23 protein-coding genes are annotated in these 25838 nt (G+C 72.1%); 10 read left to right on the top strand and 13 right to left on the bottom strand.

Annotation, left to right across the window (positions count from 1 at the left end; genetic code table 11):
- The 3 genes from ACFVXK_RS07820 to ACFVXK_RS07810 all read right to left on the bottom strand — a co-directional run.
- Nucleotides 1-337: biotin/lipoyl-containing protein (locus ACFVXK_RS07820; protein WP_389610635.1), on the bottom strand; the 337-nt coding region annotated here is incomplete at its 3' end.
- Between the two features lie 57 nt (nt 338-394).
- Nucleotides 395-1783, bottom strand: a complete 1389-nt coding sequence (gene lpdA, locus ACFVXK_RS07815; protein ID WP_045950452.1) for a dihydrolipoyl dehydrogenase — start codon at nt 1781-1783, stop codon at nt 395-397.
- 342 nt (nt 1784-2125) lie between these two features.
- Nucleotides 2126-3655: a leucyl aminopeptidase gene (locus ACFVXK_RS07810; RefSeq protein ID WP_389610634.1), complete on the bottom strand. Its 1530-nt coding sequence runs from the start codon at nt 3653-3655 to the stop codon at nt 2126-2128.
- 357 nt (nt 3656-4012) lie between these two features.
- Here ACFVXK_RS07810 and ACFVXK_RS07805 point away from each other — a divergent pair, with 357 nt between their 5' ends.
- The 5 genes from ACFVXK_RS07805 to ACFVXK_RS07785 all read left to right on the top strand — a co-directional run bounded on the left by ACFVXK_RS07805 (nt 4013) and on the right by ACFVXK_RS07785 (nt 10865).
- On the top strand, nt 4013-6040 hold the full coding sequence (locus ACFVXK_RS07805) for a hypothetical protein (RefSeq protein ID WP_389610633.1): 2028 nt from the start codon (nt 4013-4015) through the stop codon (nt 6038-6040).
- A 133-nt stretch (nt 6041-6173) separates the two neighbouring features.
- The gene (gene pelF, locus ACFVXK_RS07800; RefSeq protein WP_389610632.1) at nt 6174-7763 is read left to right on the top strand and encodes a GT4 family glycosyltransferase PelF; all 1590 of its coding nucleotides are present in this window, start codon (nt 6174-6176) and stop codon (nt 7761-7763) included.
- A complete protein-coding gene (locus ACFVXK_RS07795) occupies nt 7760-9370 on the top strand; it encodes a hypothetical protein (RefSeq protein WP_389610631.1) in 1611 nt (536 codons plus the stop codon). Before pelF ends, ACFVXK_RS07795 begins: the two co-directional genes overlap by 4 nt.
- A complete protein-coding gene (locus tag ACFVXK_RS07790) occupies nt 9367-10047 on the top strand; it encodes a spherulation-specific family 4 protein (RefSeq protein WP_389610630.1) in 681 nt (226 codons plus the stop codon). Before ACFVXK_RS07795 ends, ACFVXK_RS07790 begins: the two co-directional genes overlap by 4 nt.
- A complete protein-coding gene (locus ACFVXK_RS07785; protein WP_389610629.1) occupies nt 10044-10865 on the top strand; it encodes an endo alpha-1,4 polygalactosaminidase in 822 nt (273 codons plus the stop codon). Before ACFVXK_RS07790 ends, ACFVXK_RS07785 begins: the two co-directional genes overlap by 4 nt.
- Nucleotides 10866-11434: 569 nt before the next feature.
- Here ACFVXK_RS07785 and ACFVXK_RS07780 read toward each other — a convergent pair.
- Nucleotides 11435-11692, bottom strand: coding sequence for a hypothetical protein (locus tag ACFVXK_RS07780; protein ID WP_389610628.1), 258 nt, complete (start codon nt 11690-11692; stop codon nt 11435-11437).
- 295 nt (nt 11693-11987) lie between these two features.
- Between ACFVXK_RS07780 and ACFVXK_RS07775 the strand changes: the two genes are divergently transcribed.
- Nucleotides 11988-13262, top strand: coding sequence for an XRE family transcriptional regulator (locus ACFVXK_RS07775; protein WP_389610627.1), 1275 nt, complete (start codon nt 11988-11990; stop codon nt 13260-13262).
- Here the strand turns inward: ACFVXK_RS07775 and ACFVXK_RS07770 are convergent.
- Nucleotides 13259-14077, bottom strand: coding sequence for an alpha/beta hydrolase (locus ACFVXK_RS07770; RefSeq protein WP_389610626.1), 819 nt, complete (start codon nt 14075-14077; stop codon nt 13259-13261). The two genes, ACFVXK_RS07775 and ACFVXK_RS07770, sit on opposite strands and share 4 nt — an antisense overlap.
- A 121-nt stretch (nt 14078-14198) precedes the next feature.
- Here ACFVXK_RS07770 and ACFVXK_RS07765 point away from each other — a divergent pair, with 121 nt between their 5' ends.
- Complete coding sequence (locus tag ACFVXK_RS07765) at nt 14199-14702, top strand: GNAT family N-acetyltransferase (protein WP_389610625.1); 504 nt, start codon at nt 14199-14201, stop codon at nt 14700-14702.
- Nucleotides 14703-15331: 629 nt separating this feature from the next.
- Here ACFVXK_RS07765 and ACFVXK_RS07760 read toward each other — a convergent pair.
- The 5 genes from ACFVXK_RS07760 to ACFVXK_RS07740 all read right to left on the bottom strand — a co-directional run bounded on the left by ACFVXK_RS07760 (nt 15332) and on the right by ACFVXK_RS07740 (nt 21733).
- Entirely contained in the window at nt 15332-16501 is a 1170-nt protein-coding gene (locus tag ACFVXK_RS07760; protein ID WP_389610638.1) for a sensor histidine kinase, read from the bottom strand.
- 133 nt (nt 16502-16634) lie between these two features.
- The gene (locus ACFVXK_RS07755; RefSeq protein WP_389610624.1) at nt 16635-17381 is read right to left on the bottom strand and encodes a hypothetical protein; all 747 of its coding nucleotides are present in this window, start codon (nt 17379-17381) and stop codon (nt 16635-16637) included.
- Nucleotides 17378-19288 (bottom strand): phosphatidylglycerol lysyltransferase domain-containing protein, encoded by a 1911-nt coding sequence (locus ACFVXK_RS07750; protein WP_389610623.1) that lies wholly within the window; start codon nt 19286-19288, stop codon nt 17378-17380. Before ACFVXK_RS07750 ends, ACFVXK_RS07755 begins: the two co-directional genes overlap by 4 nt.
- Nucleotides 19289-19369: 81 nt before the next feature.
- Nucleotides 19370-20464: a nicotinate-nucleotide--dimethylbenzimidazole phosphoribosyltransferase gene (gene cobT, locus ACFVXK_RS07745; protein WP_389610622.1), complete on the bottom strand. Its 1095-nt coding sequence runs from the start codon at nt 20462-20464 to the stop codon at nt 19370-19372.
- 54 nt (nt 20465-20518) lie between these two features.
- Nucleotides 20519-21733 (bottom strand): bifunctional adenosylcobinamide kinase/adenosylcobinamide-phosphate guanylyltransferase, encoded by a 1215-nt coding sequence (locus ACFVXK_RS07740; RefSeq protein WP_389610621.1) that lies wholly within the window; start codon nt 21731-21733, stop codon nt 20519-20521.
- 93 nt (nt 21734-21826) lie between these two features.
- Between ACFVXK_RS07740 and ACFVXK_RS07735 the strand changes: the two genes are divergently transcribed.
- The gene (locus ACFVXK_RS07735; protein WP_389610620.1) at nt 21827-22036 is read left to right on the top strand and encodes a hypothetical protein; all 210 of its coding nucleotides are present in this window, start codon (nt 21827-21829) and stop codon (nt 22034-22036) included.
- A 52-nt stretch (nt 22037-22088) separates the two neighbouring features.
- Here the strand turns inward: ACFVXK_RS07735 and ACFVXK_RS07730 are convergent, their stop codons facing one another.
- Nucleotides 22089-22832: a class I SAM-dependent methyltransferase gene (locus ACFVXK_RS07730; RefSeq protein WP_389610637.1), complete on the bottom strand. Its 744-nt coding sequence runs from the start codon at nt 22830-22832 to the stop codon at nt 22089-22091.
- A 77-nt stretch (nt 22833-22909) separates the two neighbouring features.
- Nucleotides 22910-23509: a DUF3043 domain-containing protein gene (locus tag ACFVXK_RS07725; protein WP_389610619.1), complete on the bottom strand. Its 600-nt coding sequence runs from the start codon at nt 23507-23509 to the stop codon at nt 22910-22912.
- Between the two features lie 261 nt (nt 23510-23770).
- On the opposite strand from ACFVXK_RS07725, the gene ACFVXK_RS07720 reads away from it, so the two are divergent.
- Entirely contained in the window at nt 23771-24565 is a 795-nt protein-coding gene (locus ACFVXK_RS07720; protein WP_389610618.1) for a PspA/IM30 family protein, read from the top strand.
- Nucleotides 24566-24579: 14 nt separating this feature from the next.
- Complete coding sequence (locus ACFVXK_RS07715; protein ID WP_389610617.1) at nt 24580-24858, top strand: hypothetical protein; 279 nt, start codon at nt 24580-24582, stop codon at nt 24856-24858.
- A gap of 105 nt (nt 24859-24963) precedes the next feature.
- On the opposite strand, the gene ACFVXK_RS07710 is transcribed toward ACFVXK_RS07715, so the two are convergent.
- Nucleotides 24964-25773: a hypothetical protein gene (locus ACFVXK_RS07710; RefSeq protein WP_389610616.1), complete on the bottom strand. Its 810-nt coding sequence runs from the start codon at nt 25771-25773 to the stop codon at nt 24964-24966.
- Nucleotides 25774-25838 lie beyond the last annotated feature (65 nt).

Here is a 25838-nt window from a genome sequence, read left to right as displayed (position 1 = left end):
GGGTCTCGGCCGGTGCGGGGGCGGCCGGGGCCTCGGCGACCGGCGCCGGGGCGGCGGCGGGCTCGGCGGCCGGAGCGGCGGCCGGGGCCGGGGCGCCCGTGCCGTCGTCGATGATGGCCAGCTCGGCGCCGACCTCGACCGTCTCGTCCTCGGCGACCTTGATGGACGCGAGGATGCCGGAGACGGGGGAGGGGATCTCGGTGTCGACCTTGTCGGTCGAGACCTCGAGCAGCGGCTCGTCGGCCTCGACGCGCTCGCCCTCGGCCTTCAGCCAACGGGTGACAGTGCCCTCGGTGACGCTCTCACCGAGCGCCGGAAGGGTTACGGAAACCGGCATGGTTTCTGTTGCTCCTAACGAAAGTGCGGAAGTGGTCGTCGCGCCCGTGACTGTGGATTAGTCGTGTGCGTGAAGCGGCTTGCCGGCCAGGGCCAGGTGGGCCTCGCCGAGGGCCTCGTTCTGGGTCGGGTGCGCGTGGATGAGCTGCGCGACCTCGGCCGGCAGGGCTTCCCAGTTGTAGATCAGCTGGGCTTCGCCGACCTGCTCGCCCATCCGGTCACCGACCATGTGGACGCCGACCACGGCACCGTCCTTGACCTGGACGAGCTTGATCTCGCCCGCGGTCTTCAGGATCTTGCTCTTGCCGTTGCCCGCCAGGTTGTACTTCAGGGCCACGACCTTGTCCGCGCCGTAGATCTCCTTGGCCTTGGCCTCGGTGATGCCGACGGAGGCGACCTCGGGGTGGCAGTACGTGACGCGCGGAACGCCGTCGTAGTCGATCGGGACGGTCTTCAGACCGGCCAGGCGCTCCGCGACCAGGATGCCCTCGGCGAAGCCGACGTGCGCGAGCTGGAGGGTCGGGACCAGGTCGCCGACGGCGGAGATGGTCGGCACGTTGGTGCGCATGTACTCGTCGACCAGGACGTAGCCGCGGTCCATCGCGACGCCCTGCTCCTCGTAGCCCAGGCCCTGCGAGACCGGGCCGCGGCCGATGGCGACCAGCAGCACCTCGGCCTCGAAGGTCTTGCCGTCGGCGAGGGTCACGCGGACGCCGGACTCGGTGTACTCGGCCTTCTGGAAGAAGGTGCCGAGGTTGAACTTGATGCCGCGCTTGCGGAAGGCGCGCTCCAGGATCTTGGAGCTGTTCTCGTCCTCGACCGGGACGAGGTGCTTGAGGCCCTCGATGACGGTGACGTCGGTGCCGAAGGACTTCCACGCCGAGGCGAACTCGACGCCGATGACGCCGCCGCCCAGGATGATCGCGGACTGGGGCACGCGGTCCAGGACCAGCGCGTGGTCCGAGGAGATGATGCGGTTGCCGTCGATGTCCAGGCCGGGCAGGGACTTCGGCACGGAGCCGGTCGCCAGCAGGACGTGGCGGCCCTGGATGCGCTGGCCGTTGACGTCGACGGAAGTCGGGGAGGAGAGGCGGCCCTCACCCTCGATGTAGGTCACCTTGCGGGAGGCGACCAGGCCCTGCAGACCCTTGTACAGGCCGGCGATGACCTCGTCCTTGTACTTGTGCACACCGGCGATGTCGATGCCCTCGAAAGAGGCCTTGACACCGAACTGTCCGGCTTCACGCGCCTGGTCGGCGACCTCACCGGCGTGCAGCAGAGCCTTCGTGGGGATGCAGCCGTTGTGCAGGCAGGTGCCGCCGAGCTTGTTCTTCTCGATCAGCGCAACGTCGAGACCCAGCTGGGATGCGCGGAGCGCCGCGGCGTAGCCGCCACTGCCACCGCCGAGGATCACTAGGTCGAAAACGGTGCTGGCGTCGTTCGCCACGTCACGTCCTCCATGCATGTGCGCCGGGCACCGGTCCTCTGTGACCGGGCGGCGGCTGGTAATCGGCCGCTTGTTTCTTCGGCCCTGTGGTGGGGGCCCTGTCCTGCCGAGAACCCATCTTCGCATTTGTCGGGGGAACGCGGGACGCCGGGCCCCGGGTGTGGACCGTCGTTCTGCCCGAAGTCCGGGTTACCCGGGCGTAGAAACCTACCGATCCTCAAGATTTCTTCCAGAGCGAACACGCCCCGGGTCCGAGGTCTCGGTCCCGGGGCGTGGCGCCCGTCACGGAACGCGTCCCACCAGGTGGAACGCGTTCCGCGGGCGGACGGCGCAGAGGGCGGGTCAGCCCAGGTCGCCGGTGGCGGTGCGCTCGGCCAGGCGCACCAGGGTGCGGACGGCGGAGCCGGTGCCGCCCTTCGGGGTGTAGCCGTACGGGGCGCCCTCGTGGAAGGCGGGGCCCGCGATGTCGAGGTGGGCCCAGGTGATGCCCTCGCCGACGAACTCCTGGAGGAAGAGGCCGGCCACCAGGCCGCCGCCCATGCGGACGCCCATGTTGGCGATGTCGGCCGTGGGGGAGTCCATGGTCTTGCGCAGGTCCTCGGGGAGCGGCATCGGCCAGGAGGACTCGCCGACCTCCTCGGCGATCTCGTGGATCGAGGTCCGGAAGGCGTCGTCGTTGGCCATGATGCCGAAGGTGCGGTCGCCCAGCGCCAGCACCATGGCGCCGGTCAGGGTGGCCACGTCGACGATCGCGTCCGGGTTCTCCTCGGAGGCCTTCGTCAGGGCGTCGCCCAGGACCAGGCGGCCCTCGGCGTCCGTGTTCAGGACCTCGACGGTCTTGCCGCTGTACATGCGCAGGACGTCACCGGGGCGGGTGGCGGAGCCGGACGGCATGTTCTCGGCGAGGGCGAGCCAGCCGGTGACGTTGACCTTCAGGCCCAGCTTGGCGGCGGCGACGACCGAGGAGAACACGGCGGCGGCACCCGACATGTCGCACTTCATGGTCTCGTTGTGACCGGCCGGCTTCAGGGAGATGCCGCCCGAGTCGTACGTGATGCCCTTGCCGACGAAGGCGAGGTGCTTCTCCGCCTCGGGGTGGGTGTAGGCGATCTTCACCAGGCGCGGCGGGTTCTCGGAGCCCTTGCCGACGCCCATGATGCCGCCGTAACCGCCCTTGACCAGCGCCTTCTCGTCGAGGACCTGGGCCTTGAGGCCGAGCTCCTTGGCGGTGGCCGCGGCGATCGCGGCGAAGGCGGCGGGGGTGAGGTCGTTCGGCGGGGTGTTGATCAGGTCGCGGGCGACGTTGACCTCGGAGGCGACGACGGTCGCGCGCTCGGCGGCCGCCTTGTGCTCCTTGTCGCGCGGCTTGGCGCCGAGCAGGGCCACCTCGGCCAGCGGCTGCTTCGGGCCACCGTTCTTCGCCGCCTTCTTCTCGCCGCCCTGGTACGTGGTGAAGGCGTACGCGCCCAGCAGCGCGCCCTCGGCCACGGCGGTGACGGCGGAGGCGTCCTCCAGCGGGAGGGCGAAGGCGGCCTTCTTCGAGCCGTGCAGGGCACGGGCGGCGGAGCCGGCGGCGCGGCGCAGGGCCTCCTCGTCGAAGGACTCGTCCAGCTCGGGCGCGGAGCCCAGGCCGACCGCCAGCACGACCGGGGCCTTGAGGCCGGCCGGGGAGGGCAGCTTCGTGATCTCGCCTTCGGCGCCGGAGGCGCCGAGCGCGTCGAGCACGGTGGCGAGCTTGCCGTCGAACGCCGTGTCCACGGCCTCCGCGCCGGCGGCCACGACGAGCCCCTTCGGGCCCTTCGCCACGCCGACCACGAGGGCGTCGGCGCGCAGCGTCGCCGCGCCGGCAGTGCTGAGAGTCAGAGCAGTCACGGTGGTGAAGTCTCGCTTCCGTTTGTGTTATATGGGCGCTTCTGTCGCGTCGGGGTCGCCGGCCGCTCCGCAGCGATCGTATTCGGGCGCGACGGCCGCCGGAAACGAGCCTACGCGCAGAGCGTGATCCGTACGTCACTCGAAGGTTTGTCAAGTTGTTCGACCGGAGGGCCTCCAGGTTCACCCATCTGTGGACTCTGCTCCAGGTTTGCCGCCTAGACCTGACGAGGTCCGAGAGGATCGAGCCACTCTCGCAAGGGGACGCGGGGTCCTTTTGCATGATTTCCACAGAGCCTCCCCGGCCCGGCCGTCCGCCATGGGCCGCGCCGAGGGACGCCTGCGGGGGGAAAGGCCGAAATGGTCAACAAGAACCGGATGAACAGGGCCGCGGCAGCCATGGGCGTAGCGGCGCTGATGTCGGTTGCAGTACCCGCCACCACCGCCCACGCGGCGACCGTGGCACCGCGGATCGACCTGAAGGTGCTGGTCGTCGACGACGGCGGCAGCTCGGTCGGCGCCATCACCGACGAACTCCGCAGCACCGGGGTCCCGTTCACGCGGATCGACCTGGGCAGCGCCGCCCGTCCGAAGATCGACGCCGCGTTCCTCAGCGACACCGTCAGCGGCCGGCCGCGCGCCAAGTACCAGGGCATCGTCCTGCCGAACGAGAACCCCTTCGGCACCGGCTCCGCCGAGATGGCCGCGCTCACCGCCTACGAGACCGCGTACGGGATCCGCCAGGTGGACGCCTACACCTGGGCGCACCCCGAAGTCGGCCTGGAATACACCGACAACGGCGGCTACGCCGGCACCCTCGACGGCACGCAGGCCGCCGTCACCGCCGCCGGCAAGGCCGACCCCTTCGGCTACCTCGGCGGTCAAGTGACCTTCGAGGACAACTCTCCCCTCATTCCGGAGAGCTACGGGTTCATCGCCAAGCCGATGGCCGGCTACACCAGCCTCGTCGACGCCCCCGTCGGCTCCGGACGGGGCTCGCTCGTCGGCGAGTACACCCACGACGGACGCAGCGAACTCGTCGTCACCTTCGGCTACAACCAGTACCAGCAGCAGTTCCGGCTGCTGGCCCGAGGCATCGTCGAGTGGCTGACCCAGGGCGTCCACCTCGGCCAGGAGCGCAACTACTTCGCCGTCCACGTCGACGACGTCTTCGCCCCCGACGCCCGCTGGGACAAGTCCCTCAACTGCACCCCCGGCGACTACGCCTGCGCCGGCGGCGAGGGCAAGGAGTCGACCATCCGCATGACCGCCGCCGACGCCCAGTACCTGGCGCAGTGGCAGACCTCCAAGGACTTCAAGCTGGACCTGCTGTTCAACGCGGGCGCCGGCGAGGAGTGGAAGACCGAGAACGGCGGCACCGACGCCCTCACCACCCAGCTCCTGGCCGACAAGGCCAAGTACCGCTGGATGAACCACACCTACACCCACCTCTTCCTCGGCTGCACCCAGGACGTCAGCGTCAGCCCCTGGACCTGCACCAAGAACGCCCAGGGCCAGACCAACTGGATGAGCCGCGCCGACATCTCGGCCCAGATCCGCGACAACAACAACTGGGCCGCCTCCAAGGGCCTCACCACCGACCGCAGCGAACTCGTCACCGGCGAGCACTCCGGCCTCAAGACCCTCCCGCAGCAGCCCCAGGACAACCCCAACCTGGCCGGCGCCCTCGCCGACAACGGGGTCAAGTGGGCCGGCAGCGACAACTCCCGCGAACCCGACCAGCGGGCCGTCGGCGCCGCCCTCACCGTCCCCCGCTACCCGATGAACGTGTACTACAACACGGGCACCAACGCGGAGATGGCCGACGAGTACAACTGGATCTACACCAGCCGCGCCGACGGCGGCAGCGGCCTGTGCGACGACAACCCCACCACCTCCACCTGCCTGCCGGCCCCGCTCGACACCAACACCGGCTTCCTGGACTACATCGTCCCCGCCGAGGCGAAGACCGCCCTGCGCCACGTCCTCGCCAACGACCCCAAGCCGCACTACGTCCACCAGTCCAACCTCGCCGAGGACCGCACCCTCTACCCCGTGCTCAACCAGGTCCTCGACACCTACCGCTCCCTCTACGCGGCCAGCGCCCCCATCGTCAACCAGAGCATGAAGGCCACCGGCGTCGAGCTCCAGCGCCGCGCCGCCTGGAACAAGGCCGTCGACGCCGGCCAGGTCACCGCCTACCGCATCGGCAAGGACGTCACCGTCAAGGCGCCCTCCGGCATCCTCGCCCCGGTCACCGCGCCCAACGGCACCAAGAAGCAGCTCCTGCTCGGCACCGCCGACTTCGGCACCGCCTACGCCGGTACCCGCTCCACCTGGACGGGCCCCGAACTGCTCCAGTCGGCGGTCACCCTCCACCTGCTCTGAGCCGCCCGCTCCGGGCCGCCCCGACCGCGGGGCCCGGAGCCCCGCGGTCACCCGCTCCACCCGGCAGTACCCAGCGCCGGCGTCCGCCCACCACGGGCGCCGGCCCCTTTTCAGTCCTGGGGGGACTCAGCACATGAGCCATGGGCGTCATGTCACCATGCTCACCGAAGGCACCTACCCGCACGTCCACGGGGGCGTCAGCACCTGGTGCGACCAACTGGTACGCGGCATGCCGGAGGTCGACTTCAACGTCATAGCCCTGACCGGCTCCGGACGCGAGCCGGTCACCTGGGAGCTGCCGCGCAACGTCTACCGCCACACCGCCGTCCCGCTCTGGGGCCCGCCGCCCCCCAAGGCCCGCCGCACCACCCTCCGCGGCAAGGCCCACCGCCGCTTCACCGAGGTCTACGAAACCTTCCTGCTCTCCCTGATCGACCCCGGACACGGCGCTCCCGGACACGGCGCTCCCGGACACGGCGGTCCCGGACACGGCGGTCCCGGACACGGCGCTCCCGGACACGGCGGCTTCTCCGAGGCCCTGGCCGAACTGGCCCGCCTCGCCCGCGCCGGCCGGCTCGCCCCGGCCCTGCGCTCCGAACCCGTGCTGCGCCTGCTCATGGACGTGTGGACCCGCCCCGGCCTGGCCACCGCCGCCGCCGACCCCACCGTCCACGACGCGCTCACCGCCACCGACCTGCTCGAACACGCCCTGCGCCCGCTCGCCGTGCGGATCCCGCCCGACAGCGTCGCCCACGCCGTCAGCAGCGGCCTCGCCACCCTCCCCGCCCTCGCCGCCAAACACCTCGACGGGGTCCCCTTCCTCCTCACCGAACACGGCATCTACCTGCGCGAGCGCTACCTCGGCTACCGCACCGCCGCCCAGCGCTGGCCCGTCAAGGCCCTGATGCTCGGCTTCTACCGCGAGCTGAACGGCGAGGGCTACCGCCAGGCCGACCTCATCACCCCCTGCAACCAGTACAACCGCCGCTGGGAGGAGCGCGGAGGAGCCGAATCCGAACGGATCCGCACCGTCTACAACGGCGTCGACCCGCACGTCTTCCCCGAGGCGGGCCCCGAACCCGAGGTGCCCACCCTCAGCTGGTGCGGACGCATCGACCCGATCAAGGACCTCGAAACCCTCATCCGCGCCTACGCCTTCATGCGCGAGGAACTCCCCGCCCTGCGGCTGCGCCTCTTCGGCCCGGTCCCGGCCGGCTGCGAGGAGTACAAGCTCCGCCTGGAGAAGCTCGCCGCCGAACTCGGCGTCGCCGACGGCATCACCTGGGAGGGCCGGATCACCGAGGTCGCCAAGGCCTACGCGGCCGGCAGCGTCGTCATGCTCTCCAGCATCAGCGAAGGCTTCCCCTTCAGCATCATCGAAGCCATGTCCTGCGGCCGCACCACCGTCTCCACCGACGTCGGAGGCGTCCGCGAAGCCGTCGCCGACACCGGCCTCGTCGTCCCGCCCCGCGAACCCGAGACCATGGCCCGCGCCACCCTCGCCCTGCTCCGCGACGACGCACGCCGCGCCGAACTCGGCCGCACGGCCCGCAAACGGGTCGTCGAGAAGTTCACCCTCCACCAGTCCGTGGACGGCTTCCGCCACATCTACCGGGAGCTCGCGGGCCAGCCCGTCCTGCCCGTCCACCCCGGCGACCAGTGGACCCAGCGCCTCGCCGACCCCTGGTACAAGGAGCTCGCGGCCGACGGGAGCCTGTGGTGAGCGGATCCCTCTGGCTCAAGCCGCCCGGACCCGAAGGCTCCTGGGTCCACGTCGGCCACGCGGCCTCCGCCCGCCGGCCGCGCCCCGGCGCCGCCGCCGGCGCCACGGACACCCTGCCCGTCCTCCCCCGCCCCGGCCGCGCCGGGGCGGGGGGCGGCCCCACCGACCCCATGGACGAACTCGCCGACCGGCTCGACGCGTTCGTCGCCGCCGCCGTCCACCCCGACGAGATCGCCGCCGTCCTCGAATCCGACGGCATGACCGACGAGTACATCCGCCTCACCTACGGCCGCCCCGACTCCTTCGCCCTCGCCGAGGAGCTCTACGCCCGCGTCCCCCGCTCCTACCCCGAGCCCGACGCCCTCCCCGACCCCTGGAAGGTCTCCCTCACCGCCTGCCTGCTGCGCGGACTGATCTTCGCCCTGCCAGGCCTGGCCTACCTCCTCGGCGAACCCCTCCTCGAAGGCCCGCCCGACCGGCTCGGCCTGCCCGCCGGCACCCTCACCCTGCTCGCCGGCGCCCTCATCGGCTGGGTCTGGGACCAGACCCTCTCCCACCGCGCCTACACCTGGCTCGGCCTCGGCGACCGCGCCGCCGCCGGACGCACCCTCCTCGCCGGCGCCCCCGCCGGCGCCCTCCTCGGCACCGCCGCCGCCTTCGCCGTACCCGGCGGCCCCCCGTTCTCCTACGCCTTCGCCGCCGGACAGGCCCTCTACGTCGGCGCCGCCACCGTCCTGCTCGTCCTGCGGCGCGAACGCCTGCTGCTCGCCGCCCTCGCCCCCATGGCCGCCGGATCGGTACTCGCCCTGTTCAGCGACCCGCCCGTGCCGCTGCGGGTGGCCCTGCTGCTGGTCTCCCTGACGGCCGCGTGCGCCCTCGCCCTGCGGGAACTCCCGCTCGCCGAAGGGGCACGGGCCGCGGTGCGCAGGATCCGGGACCGCACGCAGCCCCACCCGGACGAGGGGGGCGCCGTGCGCTGGCGGATGCTGCGCGGCGCCGAGGAGGACCACACCCGGCGCGGACCCCGCATCGCGGACTCCGTGCCCTACGGGGTGTTCGGCCTCGGGACCGGCCTGCTCGTGCTGTACGCCGCCCTGGGGGAGGTGCTCACCGGCGGCCCCGCCGAAGCCGTCGCGGCCCCCTCGGCGGTGGCCCTCACCCTCAGCATGGGCCCCGCCGAATGGCTCCTGCACCGCTTCCGCAGCGGCAGCCTCGCCGGGCTGCGGGCGGCCCGCTCGCCCCGGGCGTTCCGGCGGCGGATGCTCACCACCCTGGGCCGCTGCCTCGCCGCCTACCTGGCGGTGCTCCTCCTGCTCGGCACCGCCGGAACCCTGCTGTGGCCCCAGGCCCCCGGCCTCACCTGGGACCGCGTCACCACCCTGCTGCTGCTCGGCGCCGTGATGTGGACCGGGCTGCTCCTGCAGTCCTTCGGCGCCGTCCGCCCCGCAGCCGTGGTCTGCGCCGCCGCGGCCGCCGCCCAGAGCCTGGCCCTGCTGGCCGGGGCCGGCTCGCCCCGGCTGGTCCAGCTGGGGGTGGCCGGCGCCGCGGCGGCCGTGCTGTCCGTCCTGGTCTGCCTGTTCCTCGGCCGTGCGACGGCCCACCGATGACCCCGCACCCCGAAGAGGCCCCCGTGCTCCTGGTCCCGCTCTACGAGCATCCCGCCGACCGGCCCGAGGCGTGGGAACGGCTCATCGCCTCCGCCGGCCGGCTGCACTCCGTCGTCCTCAACCCCGCCAGCGGACCTGGCGAGGCCCCCGACGAGCGGTTCGCCGCCGTCGCCGCCCGGCTGCGGGACGCCGGCGTGCCCGTCCTCGGCTACACCGACACCGACTACGGACGCCGGCCCCACGCCGACGTGGTCCAGGACCTGCTGCGCCACCGCGACTGGTACGCCGCCGACGGAGCCTTCCTCGACCAGGCCGCCTCCGGCCCCGAACTGCTGCCCCACTACGGCCGCCTGGCCATCGCCGCCCGCGCGGCCGGGGCCCGTACGCTCGTCCTCAACCACGGGGTCCACCCGCACCCCGGCTACGCCGCCCTCGCCGACCTCCTCGTCACCTTCGAGGGCCCCTGGGACGCCTACCGCGACGGCGCCGCCACCCCGCCCCCCTGGACCGCCGACCACCCGGCCGACCGCTTCTGCCACCTGGTCTACGCCGTCCCGCCGAACGCCCCGACCGCCGAACTCGCCGCCGAACGCCACGCGGGGGTCCACTGCGCCGTCCCCGGCACCGGCGCCCACCCGTGGGGGAGCCTCCCGTACACCTTGGAGACCGCCCGATGAAGCGTTTCACCACCGTCGCGGTGGCGGGCCTGCTCCTGCTCACCGCCGCCTGCACGGCGGCCCCGGACGACGGAAACGACGGGGAGACCCCGACCCCGGCCCCCTCCGAGTCCCCGGGCGGCCGCTGGCAGCCCCGGCCGGGGACGGCCTGGCAGTGGCAGCTGAGCGGGAAGCTGGACACCTCGGTGAAGGTGCCGGTGTACGACGTCGACGGCTTCAACACGACGAAGGAACAGGTCACGGCCCTGCGCACGTCCGGCCGCCGCACCATCTGCTACATCTCCACGGGCGCCTGGGAGGACTTCCGCTCCGACGCCGACGCCTTCCCGAAGTCCCTCCTGGGCGAGGGCAACGGCTGGAAGGGCGAACGCTGGCTGGACATCCGCCAGACGTCCACCCTCGAACCCCTGATGGCCAAGCGCTTCGACATGTGCCGCGAGAAGGGCTTCGACGCGGTCGAACCGGACAACATGGACGGCTACAAGAACAAGACGGGCTTCCCCCTCACGGCAGCACACCAACTGACCTACAACCGCCTGATCGCCCGCCTGGCCCACGACAGGGGCCTGTCGGTGGGCCTGAAGAACGACCTGGACCAAATCCCCTCCCTGCTCCCGGACTTCGACTTCGCGGTCAACGAACAATGCGCCCAGTACGACGAATGCGACACCCTGACCCCCTTCATCAAGGCGAACAAGGCGGTCTTCCACGTCGAATACGAACGCTCGACGGACGAGTTCTGCGACCGCTCGAAGGAACTCCACCTGAGCTCGATGGAAAAGAAATACGAACTGGGCCCTTGGCGCAAACCCTGCTGACCCCACCGGCACCCACTCGCGGCGCGGGCCCGCCATCTCCCCCTCGAGGCGTCGGGGGCTGGCCGGTGGCTGCCCACCCGCCTCCCCACCTGCGGGGCGGTGGGGCGGGGGCGGAGTCCCGCCGGGCAGTGACCGGACAGCGGACGGGCACCCGGAAGGTCGGGACTTTACTCAGCGGTCTCAGGGAGGGTTGGGGGTTTCCCGCCAGTCTCATCGTCCTTCCGCGTCGGGCCGGCCTGTCAAGGGCGCTCCTTCGTCGCGTCGCTACGCGATGGCCTTCGGCCACCCTTGACAGCCCGTCCCGCCACGAAAAGCCGAAGACTGCCGGGAACCCCCCAAAGGAACGGGACGGTCCGGAGATGGACATGCGGCGGGATCAGGGATGAGGCGGGGTGGCCGGGGGCCGCCTCGCCGGGCATCCGGGCCGCCGCCATTCCCTTTCGGGGCCGCCCTACGCGACAGATCGCTACGCGCTCCTCATTTCTCGGCGTCCGGCGGCCGTCTGGGGCCGCTACCCGCACCAAATGCCAATCAGAGCGGCATTGGGGGCTGGTGGGCGCAGCAGATCGTTACGCGCTGCCGTTTTCTCGGCGTCTGCGAGCTGGCTGGGGCTGGTCATAGGCGGGCATGACGTTCTCGACGGCGGTGGTGAACTCGCGGCCGGAGGAGCCACGGATGTAGGCGAGTTCCATCCAGCGCTCGTAGGTGAGGCAGTCGGAGACGTTCTCGTTGATGACGGCCATCAGCTCGCCCTCGGCCCCGGACGCGATGTCGCGGACGCGGCGGCGCAGGAGGCGGTGGGGGACGTATTCGTAGTGCTCAGACATCAGACGGCCTTTCGGCTGCGGCAGGAGCTTTGTTCACGCTGTCCGACTGCGGCCAGCGGGTGAGGAACCGCAGGAGGCCCCGCTCCGCGCGCGCCAGCAGTTCCCGGGACGGCTGGCCGTAGCCGGCGTGCTGGGGCGTGGATTCCCGTGCGTCAAAGGTCATTTGGGCGTCCCTCCTTGCGCTCTCTGCGACCGTAGGTCTGGGGGGTGAGATGTAACGAGGACACATCAGAGGACATCTCGCGGGAGTAGCGTCGTCCCCACACACGTGGCCGCTGTTCGCCCTGGGGGAGTGATGACCCAGAGTCCTGGAAACCCCGCTTTTCGTGCTGCTCGACTGGAGCGCGGTTGGCACAGTCAGACCGATGTGGCCCGGGCCTATGCCGTGTACGCGACAGCCTTGGGTGAAACGGGCGAGATCGATGTACGGCAGGTGCGGCGCTGGGAGTCGGCGAAGCCGGGCTGGCCCAACACCCAGGCGCGGCGGGTGCTGCGCGCCATGTTCGGGCTGCCGTTGGACCAGCTGGGCTTCGTGCCGCCCCACAGTGGGCGGGCGGAGCTGACCGAGGAGGACGCGGTGCGCAGGCGGTCGTTCCTACAAGGGGTGATCGGGATCGCCCCGCTGCTCGGGCCGTCCGGCCGGGACCGGCTGAACCATGCACGTCGTTACAGCGACCAGGCACTGGTAGGGCACCTGCGCAGCGCTCTGGACGAGTTGGCGCGCGCTGACGGAAGCGCCGGTCCTCGGCAGGCGCTTCCGGCCGCGACCGAGCTGTTGGCCGTCATCGAGCACCTTGCCCACGAAGCTTCTCCGTCCCTTCGCCGGGAACTGCTCGGCGTGGGGGCACGGGCGGCCGAGTTCACCGCCTGGCTTCACCGGGACGCGGGATCCCCGCCGCACGTCACGGTCTTCTTCCATGACCGTGCCATCGAGTGGGCGACCGTGACGGGCGACGCTCCCATGCACGCCTACGTCCTGCTTCGGAAGGCACAGGCCACTGATCGTCATGACGCTGCCCGCATGCTCGATCTCGCACACGCTGCCGCCCATGGTCCTTGGCGGCTGCCGCCGCGCGCCCAGGCCGAGGCCCTCCAGCAGGAGGCACGTGCCCTCGCCCTGACTGGAGCGCCGCCCGACAAGGTCGCCCGCACGCTCGACCAGGCGCAGGACGCCCTCGGCCAAGCCGGCCAGGCCGAACCGGCGAGCTGCACCGGGCCTCTGTGTGCCGGATACACCCTCGACCGGTTGATGGCGCAGAGTGCCATCAGCCACCGAGAGGCCGGCCAGCCCGTTCGTGCCGTGGACCTCCTGCGACAGCACCTGGCCCAGGGCAGCTTCGCCGCCAGGGACCGCGCGTTCTTCACCGCCCACCTCTCCGGCGCCCTGGCTTCAGCGGACGAACCCGACGATGCCGCTGCCACCGGCATGGCCGCGCTCAACCTCGCCGCCACCCCCGGCTTCGGCCAAGCACTCGGCGAGCTGCGTAGAACGGCCGCCGAGCTGCGCGCCCACGCACGACGCCCCGCCGTCCGCGAGCTGCGCCAATCCCTCGCAGCCCTGCCCGTCTAGGCGGTCACGAATTCACTCACCCGGTCGATGACCTGCGCCTGCCACATCTGCGTCTGCGGATCGGCGTAGCCGGGATCCTCGTGCACGGCGAAACCGTGCTGGGCGCCATCCAGTTCCAACAGCTCGGCGGGACCCGAGAAGACGGGCAGGTACCGCCGTGAGGATTCCACCGGTACGAACGTGTCCTTCGTCCCGTGCACGACCAGGACCGGGGCCCGAACCGCCCGCAGATAGACGTCCGGATCCAGATAGAACACTTCGTTGTGCAGTGCCCGTCCCAACTCGAACGGCGACTTCTCGGTGAACCCGACCTCGTCCAGGTCTCGCGCAGCACTGCTGGAGATGTAGTCGCCCTCGAAATACGTGCGGCTGTCCACGTAACGGTCCCGATAGTCCAGGCGCGGGTTCAAGAGCACCAGCCGCCCCACGTCCTGCGGCCGGTGGGCGGCGTGCAGTGCGGCCGCACCACCCGAGAACGATGCCGCGATGACATGAGGCGCCCCGCCGAGCCCCCACTCGCGGCGAACCTGGTCGACGGCGGCCCGGATGTCATTGGCGACCCCCGCGATGGTGACGTCCTGCGGCCGTCCCCCACTCGCCCCGTGCGCCCGCAGATCGAAGCGCAACGACAGCAATCCGACTACGGCGAGTCCTTCAGCCAGTCTGCCGAAGAAGCCCCCTTCCTCCCTCGTCACGCCAGCGCCGTGCACCAGCACGGCACACCCCTTAGTCGCCACGTCGGTTGGCGCCGTCACCGTCCCCACCAGCTCTGTACCGTCGAGCGACCGGAACCGAACTTCCCACTCAGAGGCCATGCCCCGATCGTAGGGAGAACAAGGCGAATTCGGCCGCCAGACGCCGAGAAACGATGTGCTTTAGGCGTAGCCGGATGCCTTCGAGAACCCCGCCAGGTCGCTGGATCGAGGAGTCACGCCAATGGACCTGAAGCAGTACACACACGCCGACGCCCCGGACGTCCGCTCCTGGCTCCTGGACATCCACGACGAGGTGTATGCCGACGACCGCGACCCGTTCTACTCGCGCGAACGGTTCTCGCATTACGTCGACCTGTGGTCGGGGCGCGAGGACTGGCTGTGCATCTCGGGCTGGGAGGACGGTGGAGCCGTCGGGTACGCGTATGGCTCGAAGTTCAAGCCGGGCGGGTGGTGGAAGGGGGCGGACCGCCCCAAGGGGGTGCGCGGGCGGATCCTGGCCCTGTCCGAGCTGATGGTCGTTCCCCAGTGGCAGGGCACCGGCCGCGCCAAGCAGATCCACGACGCCCTGGTCAACGCCGTCGAGGCCGACTACGTCACCCTCCTCGTCGACTCCGCCCACCCCAAGGTGCAGGCCCTGTACGAGAAGTGGGGCTACATGAAGACGGCCGAGGCCAAGTCCTCCGACGACTCCCCGCTGTACTCGGTGATGGTCCGCACTCTCTGATGCGCCGGTCCGTGTGGCTACCAGCCCAAGACGGCCGTCGGACGCCGAGACCAGGGCAGCGCGTAGCGATCTGATGCGCCCACCGGCCCCGGATGCCTCTCTGATTGGCATTTCTTGCAGTTAGCGGCCCCAGACGGGCGGCGGACGCTGAGACGGGAGGAGCGCGTAGCGATCTGACGCGTGGGGCCGCCCCCGGCTCCGGCTTCGCCGGTCGGGGGCCGGGTGTGTGGTCTGCCGTGTCCCGACCTCCCCGGCTCATCGCTGAGGGAGCCGCATGTCTGACTTACATCCGTCCCGTTCCTTTGGGGGGTTCCCGGCAGTCTTCGTTTTTCCGTGGCGGGACGGGCTGTCAAGAGTGGAGCGCAGCGACATCGCGTAGCGACGCGACGAAGGAGCGCTCTTGACTGACCGGCCCGACGCGGAAGGACGATGAGACTGACGGGAAGCCCCCAGCCCTCCCTGAGACCGCCCCGCTCGGGCCCCGCCCTCCCCGGTGCCGGCCGAATGCCTGGTACCGCCCGGCGGAACCCCGCCCCCACCCCACCGCCCCGCACGCGGGGAGGCGGGTGGGCAAACACCGTCCGGCCCCGACCCCTCGAGGGGGAGATGGCGGGCCCGGGCCGCGGGTGCTACACCGGCAGGATCGCGTGGACCCTGTACCCGCCCCCGTACCGGGGCCCCGTGAAGCAGGAGCCGCCCAGGGCGCCCGCGCGTTCGCGCATGCCCAGGAGGCCGTGGCCGCCGCCCGGGTCGCCGGGGGAGGAGTCGGCGGAGTCGCCGCCGTCGTCCAGGACGGTCACCTCCACCGAGGCGCCCACCCGCACCACGCTGACCTCGGCCTGCGCGCCCGGGCCCGCGTGCTTGCGGACGTTGGTCAGGGCCTCCTGGATCACCCGGTACGCCGCCAGGTCCACGGCGGCGGGCAGCGGGTCCGCCCCCGTCCCCAGCTGGACGGTGGCCTCGACCGGCAGGCCCGCGTGCCGGAAGGTGTCGAGGAGTTCGTCCAGTACGGCCAGTCCCGGGGCGGGTTCCGTCGGGGCTTCGGGGTCGCCGGTCTGCCGCAGCAGGCCGACCGTCGCCCGGAGTTCGTTCAGGGCGGACCGGCTCGCGTCCCGTACGTGGGCCAGGGCCTCCTTGGCCTGGTCGGGCCGCTTGTCCATGACGTGCGCGGCCACCCCCGCCTGGACGTTGACCAGGGCGATGTGGTGGGCGACCACGTCGTGCAGGTCCCGGGCGATGCGCAGCCGCTCCTCCGCGACCCGCCGCCGGGCCTCCTCCTCCCGCGTCCGCTCGGCGCGTTCGGCCCGTTCGCGGATGGCGTCGACGAAGGCCCGCCGGCTGCGGACGGCGTCTCCGGCGGCCGCGGCCATGCCGGTCCAGGCGAAGATGCCGATGTTCTCCTGCGCGTACCAGGGCAGCGGTCCGGCCAGCATGGCCACCCCGGTCAGGCCCGCCATCGTCAGCAGGCCGGTCCGCCAGGTGGTGGGACGGTCGGTGCGCGAGGCCACCGTGTAGAGGGCGATCACGGCGCTCATCGCGACGGGCGCCCGCGGCTCGCCGGTGGCCAGCTCGACGAGGGTCAGCCCGCAGGTCACGGCGAGGACGGCGCGCGGGCTGCGGCGGCGGAAGACGAGGGCGGCCGCGCCGAGCAGCATCAGGAGCAGGGAGACCGGTTCGGGGGCGCGGGTGCGGAAGCTGGGCCCGAGCGGGCCGTGCGGGTCGACGAAGGAGCCGAGGACCATGGAGACCAGCGCGCCGAGCGCCAGCACGGCGTCGGTGGCGAGCGGATGGGCCCGCATCCACTGCCGCCCGGTGGGGAAGGGCCCGGGCCCGAGGTCTGTGGTCACCCCGCTACGGTACGGGTTCGCGCGGACAGCGCCCGTACGGGTCTCAGCCGCGATCCGGCGGCCCTCAGCCGCGGCCCGGCGGCCCTCAGCCGCCGTCCGGCGGCCGGGGCGGCAGGCGCAGCCGGCGGGGCGGTGGCGGGGTCCGGTGCCCCAGCGGGGCCCGGGACCGCGGCGGCCCCCACTTCGCCCGCACCACGCACACCGCCATGACGGCGGCGATGGCCGCGAGGTGTTCCTTGCCCGCCAGGTTGTCCTTGACGAGGACCTCCCCGATCATCACGAGGATCACCAGCGTGCCCGTCAGGTACGCCCGGTAACGCCAGCAGACGTACAGGGCCAGGCCCACCACCGCCGCCGACGGCCCGGTGTCGTTGACGACGCGGTCCGTCACCGGCAGGCCGAGGGGGTGGTCGGGGCCCAGCGAGAGCCCGATGCGGGCGTAAGTGGTGCCGGCGAGGGTGGCGATGTACCCGATCAGCAGGGTGCGCCACCAGCCGATGCAGATCTCGGCGATGCCGAAGACGAGCAGGATCTGCGCGAGCGCCCCCCACACCGGCAGGTCGAGGGCGGGGACGAAGAGGGAGAGCGGCGTGCGCAGCAGCGCCAGCCACAGGGGGTCGACGGCCTTGACGGACCCGAGGTTCTGGACGGGCTGGAAGCCCCAGGACGTGTTCTGGACGATCTGGAAGACCGAGGTGAGGCAGACCGCCCCGAGGGTCATCGGGACGGCCCGCCACTTGTCGCGGACGAGTGCGTCCCCGAGGGTCCAGAACAGGGGGCCCCACTCGCGGCGGGCGAACCGCCGCGGTGAGGCCGTCGTCCACGACGTCAACGAATCGTCTCCAGATGTCTGCGGTGCAGCCACTTCGGCAGGCCGGGCGCCTCCAGGAAGCCCTCGGCCCGGCCCGCCGCGATTCCGATGCGCAGCAGGTCGGAACTCTTCTCGAAGAGCATGAACCGCGGCTCCCAGATCGGGCGGTATTTGGCGTTGGCCCGGTAGAGGGACTCGATCTGCCACCAGCGGGAGAAGAAGCTCAGCAGCGACCGCCACATGCGCAGCACCGGTCCCGCGCCGAGCTTGGACCCCCGCTCGAAGACGGAACGGAACATGGCGAAGTTCAGTGAGACCTGTGTGACGCCGATCTCCTTCGAGCGTTCGAGGAGTTCGATGACCATGAACTCCATCAGGCCGTTCTCGGAGTCCCGGTCACGGCGCATCAGGTCCAGCGACAGGCCCTTGGGGCCCCACGGCACGAAGGACAGCACGGCGCGCAGGTCGCCGTTGCCGTCGGTGCACTCCAGCATCACGCACTGGCCGTCATCGGGGTCGCCGAGGCGTCCCAGGGCCATGGAGAAGCCGCGTTCGGTGGCGCCGTCGCGCCAGTCGTCGGCGCGCTGGAGCAGGACGGCCATCTCGTCGGCGGGGATGTCGCTGTGGCGGCGGATGCGGACGGTGTAGCCGGCCCGCTTGACGCGGTTGTAGGCCTGCCGGACGGTGCGCATGGCGCGGCCCTCCAGCGTGAACTCGTCGGTCTCGACGATGGCCTCGTCGCCCAGTTCGAGGGCGTCGAGCCCGTGCCGGGCGTAGATCTGTCCGGCTTCCTCGGAGGCGCCCATCACGGCGGGCACCCAGCCGTGCTCGCGGGCCTCGGCCAGCCAGGGTTCGATGGCGCCGGGCCAGGCCTCGGGGTCGCCGATGGGGTCGCCGGAGGCCAGCGAGACCCCGCCGACGACGCGGTAGGTGACGGCGGCCTTGCCGGTGGGGGACCAGATGACGGACTTCTCGCGGCGCAGCGCGAAGTAGCCGAGGGAGTCGCGGTCGCCCTGCTTGGCGAGGAGGGCGCGCAGCTTCTCCTCGTCCTCGGGGGTGAGCGGGTCGACGGCGCGGCGGGAGCGGAAGGCGGCGAACAGCACGGCGAGGAGCAGCAGCATGGACATGACGTTGATGAACACGTCCACCCAGGCGGGGGTGGTGATCGCGTTGTACGCCTTGTCGTCGGGCGCCAGGGTGATCAGCCGCATCACGCCGTAGCGCCAGCGGGCCAGGAACGTGGCGTCGGCCCGGTCGGGGTCGGTGTTGGTCGCGCCGACGAGGAGGGCGGCGACGAGCGAGGTGAGCAGCAGGCCGACGGCGGCGACGGCGGTGGCCAGCTTGGGGTTGGAGCGGTCGCCCTTGGCGTAGAACTCGTGGCGGCCCACCAGGAGGGCACCGACGAAGGCGGCGGTCAGGGCGAGCGAGACCCAGTTCTGGGCGTGGTCGCGGAACTCCGGGTAGCACAGGCTGAACTCGCCGCCGGTGCACGGGGCGAAGGCGGCGATCGCGAACGCCAGCAGCAGCAGGCCGCTGACGACCAGGTTCAGGATCCAGGCGGCCCGCTTGCGGCGGCCCATGGTGACCGCGAGCAGCAGCGAGAACAGGCCGGAGGCGAAGCCGGCCGTCAGCAGGTACGGGGTGTAGAAGTCGGCGGTGTTGTGCCGGCGCAGGTCCTGCCCGAGCGAAAGCCACACCGCGCTGAGGAAGTTGACGAAGGTGACGGCGCGGAGGTACCAGACCGCGAAGGCAGCGCCGCGCCGCGAGGCGGGGCTCCCCCTGCGGGTCTCGGGCTTCGCGGAGGTGTCGCCTCCCTGTTCCCTGCCCTGTTCCTTCTCCTTCTGCTTCTTGTTGTCGGAACCCTTGCCGGAAGCCTGATCGAGGCTGTTCCGGTCGGTTTCTACGCTGGTCAAGCGGACCTCTCCCATGAAACGCGATGATATGGGCGTCACCGGTCCGCAGGCCGTACGAGCACTGCGGACTGGTCAGGCCCGTGGTGCCCGGTGCTTTCAGTCCGTCTTCTGGTCCGCCGGCGTCTCTCCGGACGACGTCTCCTCGGACGGGGTCTCGGGGAGTTCCGCGGCGAGCGCGGCGGCCGCCTGGACCAGGGGGAGCGCCAGCAGGGCTCCGGTTCCCTCTCCCACTGTGACGCCGTGGTCGAGCACGGGGTTGAGTGCCATCCGGTCCAGTGCCTTGGCCTGGCCCGGCTCCCCGCTGCTCTGTCCGGCCAGCCACCAGTCGGGCGCGCGGAAGGCGGCCCGCTGGGCGACCAGTCCGCAGGCGGCCGAGACCACCCCGTCGAGGATGACGGGGGTCCGGCGCACCGCGCACTGGAGCAGGAAGCCGGTCATGGCGGCGACGTCCGCGCCGCCCACGGCCGCCAGCAGCGCCGTCTGGTCGCCGAGCACCGGGCGGGCGCGGCGCAGCGAGTCGCGGATGGCGGCGCACTTGCGCATCCAGGCCAGGTCGTCGATCGGCCGCCCGCCGCGGCCGGTGACCACGGAGGCGTCGGTGCCGCACAGGGCGGCGACCAGGGTGGCGGCGACGGTGGTGCCGCCGACGCTGAGGTCGCCTAGGACGACCAGGTCGGTCCCGGAGTCGGCCTCCTCGTCGGCGATCTCGATGCCGAGCCTGAGCGCGGCCTCGGCCTCCTCGGCCGTGAGCGCGTCCTCGACGTCGATGCGCCCGCTGCCGCGCCGTACGCGGTGGCGTACGACGTCCTCGGGCAGCAGGGCGGGGTCGCAGTCCAGGCCGGCGTCGACGACGCGGATGCCCGCGCCGAAGCGTCCGGCGAGGATCGAGACCGGGCTGGTGCCGTCGAGCACCGCGCGCACGAGTTCGTGGGCGCTGCCCGCGGGCCGGGCGGAGACCCCGCCCGCGGCGATGCCGTGGTCGGCGGCGAACAGGACCACCCGGGGCCGCTCGACCGGCTTGACCGGTACCCGGCCCTGCGCGGCGGCCAGCCATTCGGCGAGCTCGTCGAGCCGTCCCAGGGCGCCGGGCGGCAGGGCGAGGCGCCCACGGCGCTCCTCGGCGTCACGTCGGACGCCCCCGTCGGGGCGCTCGATCAGATCGGAGAAGTCGTCGAGATTCAGGGTGGTCATCTGCCAGAGATTACAGCCGTCCGGAGGCTCCTTCGGGGGGTGGCTGTCGATCCGTCACGACGGCGGCTCCTTGAGGGCGAGGGCCTGCCCGGCGACCACGAGGAGGACGTGTTCGCACTCGCCGGCCACCGCGTTGTTGAGGCGGCCCAGTTCGTCGCGGAACCGCCGCCCGGAGGCGGTGGCCGGGACCACTCCGGAGCCCACCTCGTTGCTCACGAGCACCACCGTGCGGCGGGTCGCGCGGACGGCCGCGACCAGGTCGGCGACGCGGGCGCGGAGCTCCTTGTGCCCGCCGGCCGCCCAGACGGCGTCGTCCCAGGCCCCGGCCCGGTCCATGGCGTCGGTGAGCCACAGCGCGAGGCAGTCGATCAGCAGGGGGGTGCCGGGCAGCTCCAGCAGTGGAACGAGGTCGCAGGTCTCGGCGGTCCGCCAGTGGGCGGGCCGCCGCTCGCGGTGCAGGCCGACGCGCTGGGCCCATTCCGCGTCGCCGTCGCGGGTGCCGCCGGTGGCGACGTAGGTGACCTCGGGGAAGGCCTCCAGGCGCCGCTCGGCCTCGACGGACTTGCCGGAGCGGGCGCCGCCCAGCACCAGGGTGCGCAGGGGGACGTCCGGTACGGCGTGGTACTCGCCGGTGGTGACGGTGGTGCCGTCGGGGACCGCGCGGGCCCCGGCGGCGGCGCAGCGGCGTTCCAGCTCCCGGCCGGGCGGGGTGTCGTGGTCGAGGTGGACGGCGATGACGTCGGTGGCGGGGCCGACGGCGCCGGTGGAGCGCAGCCGGGCCAGGGCCTCGGGCCGGCCGAGGACGTCGGCGAGGACCACGTCGTACGGGTGCCGGGCGGGCACCCCCTCGGTGCCGGCCGGTGCCCCGCCGGGCGGCAGGTACAGCAGCCGGGCCCCGTCGGGGCCGGTGACCTCGTAGCCGGTGCCGGGGGAGTCCATCGGCACGGCCCGCACCCGGTGCCCGCTGATCACGGCGAGCTCCCGCCCGTCGGGGACCCGTCCGGCGGCGGGCAGTCCGGGCGGCAGCTCGACGGCCGGCCCGTCGTGCGGGTGGGTCAGCAGCACCTGCCGTACGCCGGCCAGCGAATGCCCGGCGCGGGCCCCGGCGAGCACGGCGCCGGGAGTGAGGTCGAGGAGCAGCGCGCCGTCGACGAGGACGGAGGTCGCGGCGCGTGACCGGGTGCCGACGGAGACCGCGCAGACCGCGCAGGGACAGCCGGGGCGGGGCAGTCCTTCGGGGGTACCGGTGCCGAGGAGAGTGAGTTCCACACGGAGATCTTCTCGCTTCGCCGGTAGGGGTGCGCGCCCGGTTACTCTGCGGGCAGACTCAAGGCGAGTAGCGGACGAGCAACGGAGGCGGACATGGCGTGGACGTGGCGGTTCGAGGCGGCCGACGGCAGCGAGACCAGCCCGGCGGTGGAACCGGAGGAGTTCACCACGCAGGGGGACGCGGAGTCCTGGATCGGCGAGGTCTGGAAGGAGCTCCTGGACGGCGGCGCGGAGAGCGTGACGCTGTTCGAGGACGCTACGGAGATCTACCGGATGAGCCTCAAGGCGGCAGCGGAGGCCTGACGTGCGAAACCCCCGGGGCGGGCCCCGGGGGTTCTCCGTCGTGCGGGCTCCGTCAGCCCCGGACCCCGCACAGGTGCAGCAGTGCGGCGACCGACCGGTAGGGGTCGGTGCGCCCGGCCCGCTCCTCGGCGGCGAGCAGCCGTTCCAGCTCCTCCTCGGGCGGCAGTTCGGCGGCCGCCTCGGTGCCGTCGGTGAACACCCGCACCCCGTACCAGGCGTGCAGCGGGGCGCCGATCCCGGACAGGGTGCCGGTCAGGTCGGCGAGCCGGTCGGCGCGGACCTCCAGGCCCAGCCGGTTCGTGTAGTCGACGGTGTCGAAGGCGTCCAGCGCCCCCGACCAGTCCCCGGACAGTCCCGGCCGCAGGGCGAGCGCGTCGCCGTTGCGCACCAGCAGGGACAGCAGTCCGCCCGGGGCCAGCATCCGGGCCAGCCCGGCGAGCATGGCGTCGGGCTCGGAGACGTACATCAGTACGCCGTGGCACAGCACCACGTCGAAGCTGCCCGGTCCGAAGTGCGCGCCGGTCTCCCGGCCGTCGCCCTCGATCAGCTCGACCCGGTCGCGGATCCCCGCCGGCTCGGCGGCCAGCGCGGCGTGCGCGACCGCCAGCATGGCGGCGTCCTGTTCCAGGCCGGTGACCATGTGCCCGGCGCGGGCCAGGCGCAGTGCCTGCGTGCCCTGGCCCATGCCGACGTCGAGGACGCGCAGCCGCTGCCCGACGGGGAAGCGCTGGGTGATCTGCTCCTCGACCTGCCGGCCGACGAGTTCCTGGCGGACGGCGTTGCGCAGTCCGCCCAGGCCCTCCAGCCAGAGCCTGGCTCCCCCCGCGAAGCCCTCCCCCTTCGACGCCCCTGATGGTCCGGGCGTCGCTCCGGTCAGGGCCGTTCCCCGCGCTTGACCTGCGGCTTGGGCAGACGCAGCCGGCGCATCTGGAGGGTGCGCATCAGGCCGTAGGCGATGGCGCCGCGGCGGGGCTCGTTCGCGAACCGCTCGTTCAGCGCCTTGCGGAGCCGGAAGACCAGGCCGATCGAGTCCAGGATGATCAGGACGATCACGCCGAGCCACAGCATCAGCGCGACGTTCTGGATCGAGGGGACCCGGATCATGCTCAGCACCAGGATGATCACGGCCAGCGGCAGGAACATCTCGGCGACGGAGAAGCGGGAGTCCACGAAGTCGCGGACGAAGCGGCGGACCGGGCCCTTGTCACGGGCGGGCAGATAGCGCTCGTCGCCGTTGGCCAGCGCCTCGCGCTGGCGGGCCATCTCTTCCCGGCGGCGCTCACGGGCCCGCCGGGCGTCCTCCTTGCGGTTGCCGGTCGAGGCCACGACGGCCTTGCGCTGCGACTGGGCCACAGCACGCTTCGGCGTCGGGCGGCCCTTGGGGGCCTGCGGGTCACGGGGCTGCGAGGGGCCGGCGCTCACCTTTTCGGTGGCGGAGGCCTTCTCTTCCTTGGAGGAGCGGCTACCAAACACAGACACAACCCTACGTGGTCGGGGGCGGGCGGCCCACCTCGGCGGGGAACGATCCGGCAACGGCGGGCGTCTTCCCGTTACGAGGCTCCTGAGGCCCTCGGGGATCACCTACTCCTTACGCCTGATACGGCGCAGGGGTACTCGTCCTGGAGGAGGAGCGCATCCGTACTCGAACAGTGCGGTAATGGAGGCAGGGCCCGTACTGTGGGTCCTGTCGGTGACCTGCACCACAGTCCGTCTAGAAGGGGGCGCGCGAAGCCCATGAGCGGTGTCATGAAGCGTATGGGGATGATCTTCCGCGCGAAGGCGAACAAGGCCCTGGACCGGGCCGAGGACCCGCGCGAGACCCTCGACTACTCGTACCAGAAGCAGCTGGAGCTGCTCCAGAAGGTGCGCCGGGGCGTCGCCGACGTGGCGACCTCCCGCAAGCGCCTGGAGCTCCAGCTCAACCAGCTGCAGGGCCAGTCCGCCAAGCTGGAGGACCAGGGCCGCAAGGCCCTCGCGCTGGGCCGTGAGGACCTGGCCCGCGAGGCCCTGTCCCGCCGTTCCTCGCTCCAGCAGCAGGTCGCCGACCTGGAGGTGCAGCACCAGACCCTCCAGGGCGAGGAGGAGAAGCTGACGCTGGCCGCGCAGCGCCTCCAGGCCAAGGTGGACGCCTTCCGCACGAAGAAGGAGACCATCAAGGCCACCTACACGGCCGCCCAGGCGCAGACCCGCATCGCGGAGTCCTTCTCCGGCATCTCGGAGGAGATGAGCGACGTCGGCCTGGCCATCCAGCGGGCCGAGGACAAGACCGCGCAGCTCCAGGCCCGCGCGGGCGCGATCGACGAGCTGCTGGCCTCCGGCGCCCTCGACGACCAGAGCGGCCTCGGTTCCAAGGACGACATCCAGGCCGAGCTCGACCGCCTCTCCGGCGGGAACGACGTCGAGCTTGAGCTCCAGCGGATGAAGGCGGAGCTGGCCGGCGGCCCGTCCGCGCAGCAGCAGGCCATCGAGGGCGGCGCCGCGGGCACCGACCGGCCGCAGCAGACCCAGCACCGGTTCGACAAGCAGTAGGACAGGGGCCCGTCATGATTGTCCGCATCATGGGGGAAGGCCAGGTGAAGGTGGCCGACGGTCACTTCACCGAGCTCAACAAGCTGGACGACGAACTCCTGGAGGAGATGGAGTCCGGCGACGAGGCGGGCTTCCGGCGCACGCTGGGGGCCCTGCTCGATGCCGTGCGGCGCCTGGGCACCCCGCTGCCCGACGACGCCCTGGAGCCCTCCGAGCTGATCCTGCCCGCCCCGGACGCCACCCTCGACGAGGTCCGGGACATGCTCAGCGACGACGGCCTCATCCCGGGCTGACCGCACCCGCGCTGCACACCCACGGGTGCCATGTTACCGCCCCGGTGCCCCGGGGGCGGACCCTTCGCGACGTCCGCAGCTGTCACCCGCAGCCGTCCGCGGCCGTCATCCGCAGCCGTGCCCCGGACCGCCCCCGCCGCCGCTCCGCTCCCGCTCCCGCTCCCGTGCCCGCTCGCGCTCCGGGTCGGACAGTCCGCTGATGAAGTTCTCGAACCGGCGGCGCGGCCGGGCCCAGCGCCGGTCGTGGTGGAAGGCCCGCAGCCCCGCCTTGGCCCGGGCGCGCGGCCGGTTGGCGTAGAACCGCTTCGCGTACGGGGAGCCGGGCCGGGCCAGGCGGATCGCCCCGATCAGCGCGACGAAGGGGATGACCGTGCCGAAGACCGCCGTGCGCGGCTTGCCCTTCCACAGGGCGATCAGCGCCAGGAAGAAGTTGGTGGCGGTGTTCATGACGACGAGTCCGCGGCTGTGCCGCTCCCCGGGGGAGAGCTCGTTGACCCCGAAGGGCAGGAACCCGCCCAGGACCAGGGCGACCACCGCGGCCGTCAGCACGACGACCTCCACGCTCTTGCGGCCCTGCTCGCTCCAGTAGACGTCGTCCAGGTGCAGGATCAGCGCGAACTCGTCCAGGACCAGCCCGGCGCCCAGCCCGAAGAGGACGGCCGACAGCCCCGCGCCGAAGCTGTGGCCGCCGCTGCCCACCGCCCCGAACCCGCCGATGATCACCAGGACCACGCCGGGCACCACGTGGTGGACGTGCAGACCGCCCGGGGTGATGTTCTTGAAGGGGCCGCGGCCCGCCCGGATCAGCCGCGTGATCACCCGCGTGACCAGGAACGACAGGACGAACGACAGCAACGCGAGCAGCAGTGGGAGCTTGCCCGGCTCGACGATGTTGCGCACCCACCAGTGACCCACGACACCCGCTCCCGATATGACCCGTAATGAGCAATTTACCGCTCACCGTAAGCGGGTAGCGTTCG

The organism is Streptomyces sp. NPDC058157 (assembly GCF_042884105.1).
Taxonomy (GTDB): Bacteria; Actinomycetota; Actinomycetes; order Streptomycetales; family Streptomycetaceae; genus Streptomyces.
Note: the sequence above shows the minus strand (reverse complement) of the source record. Positions and strands in the feature narration are given on the sequence as shown.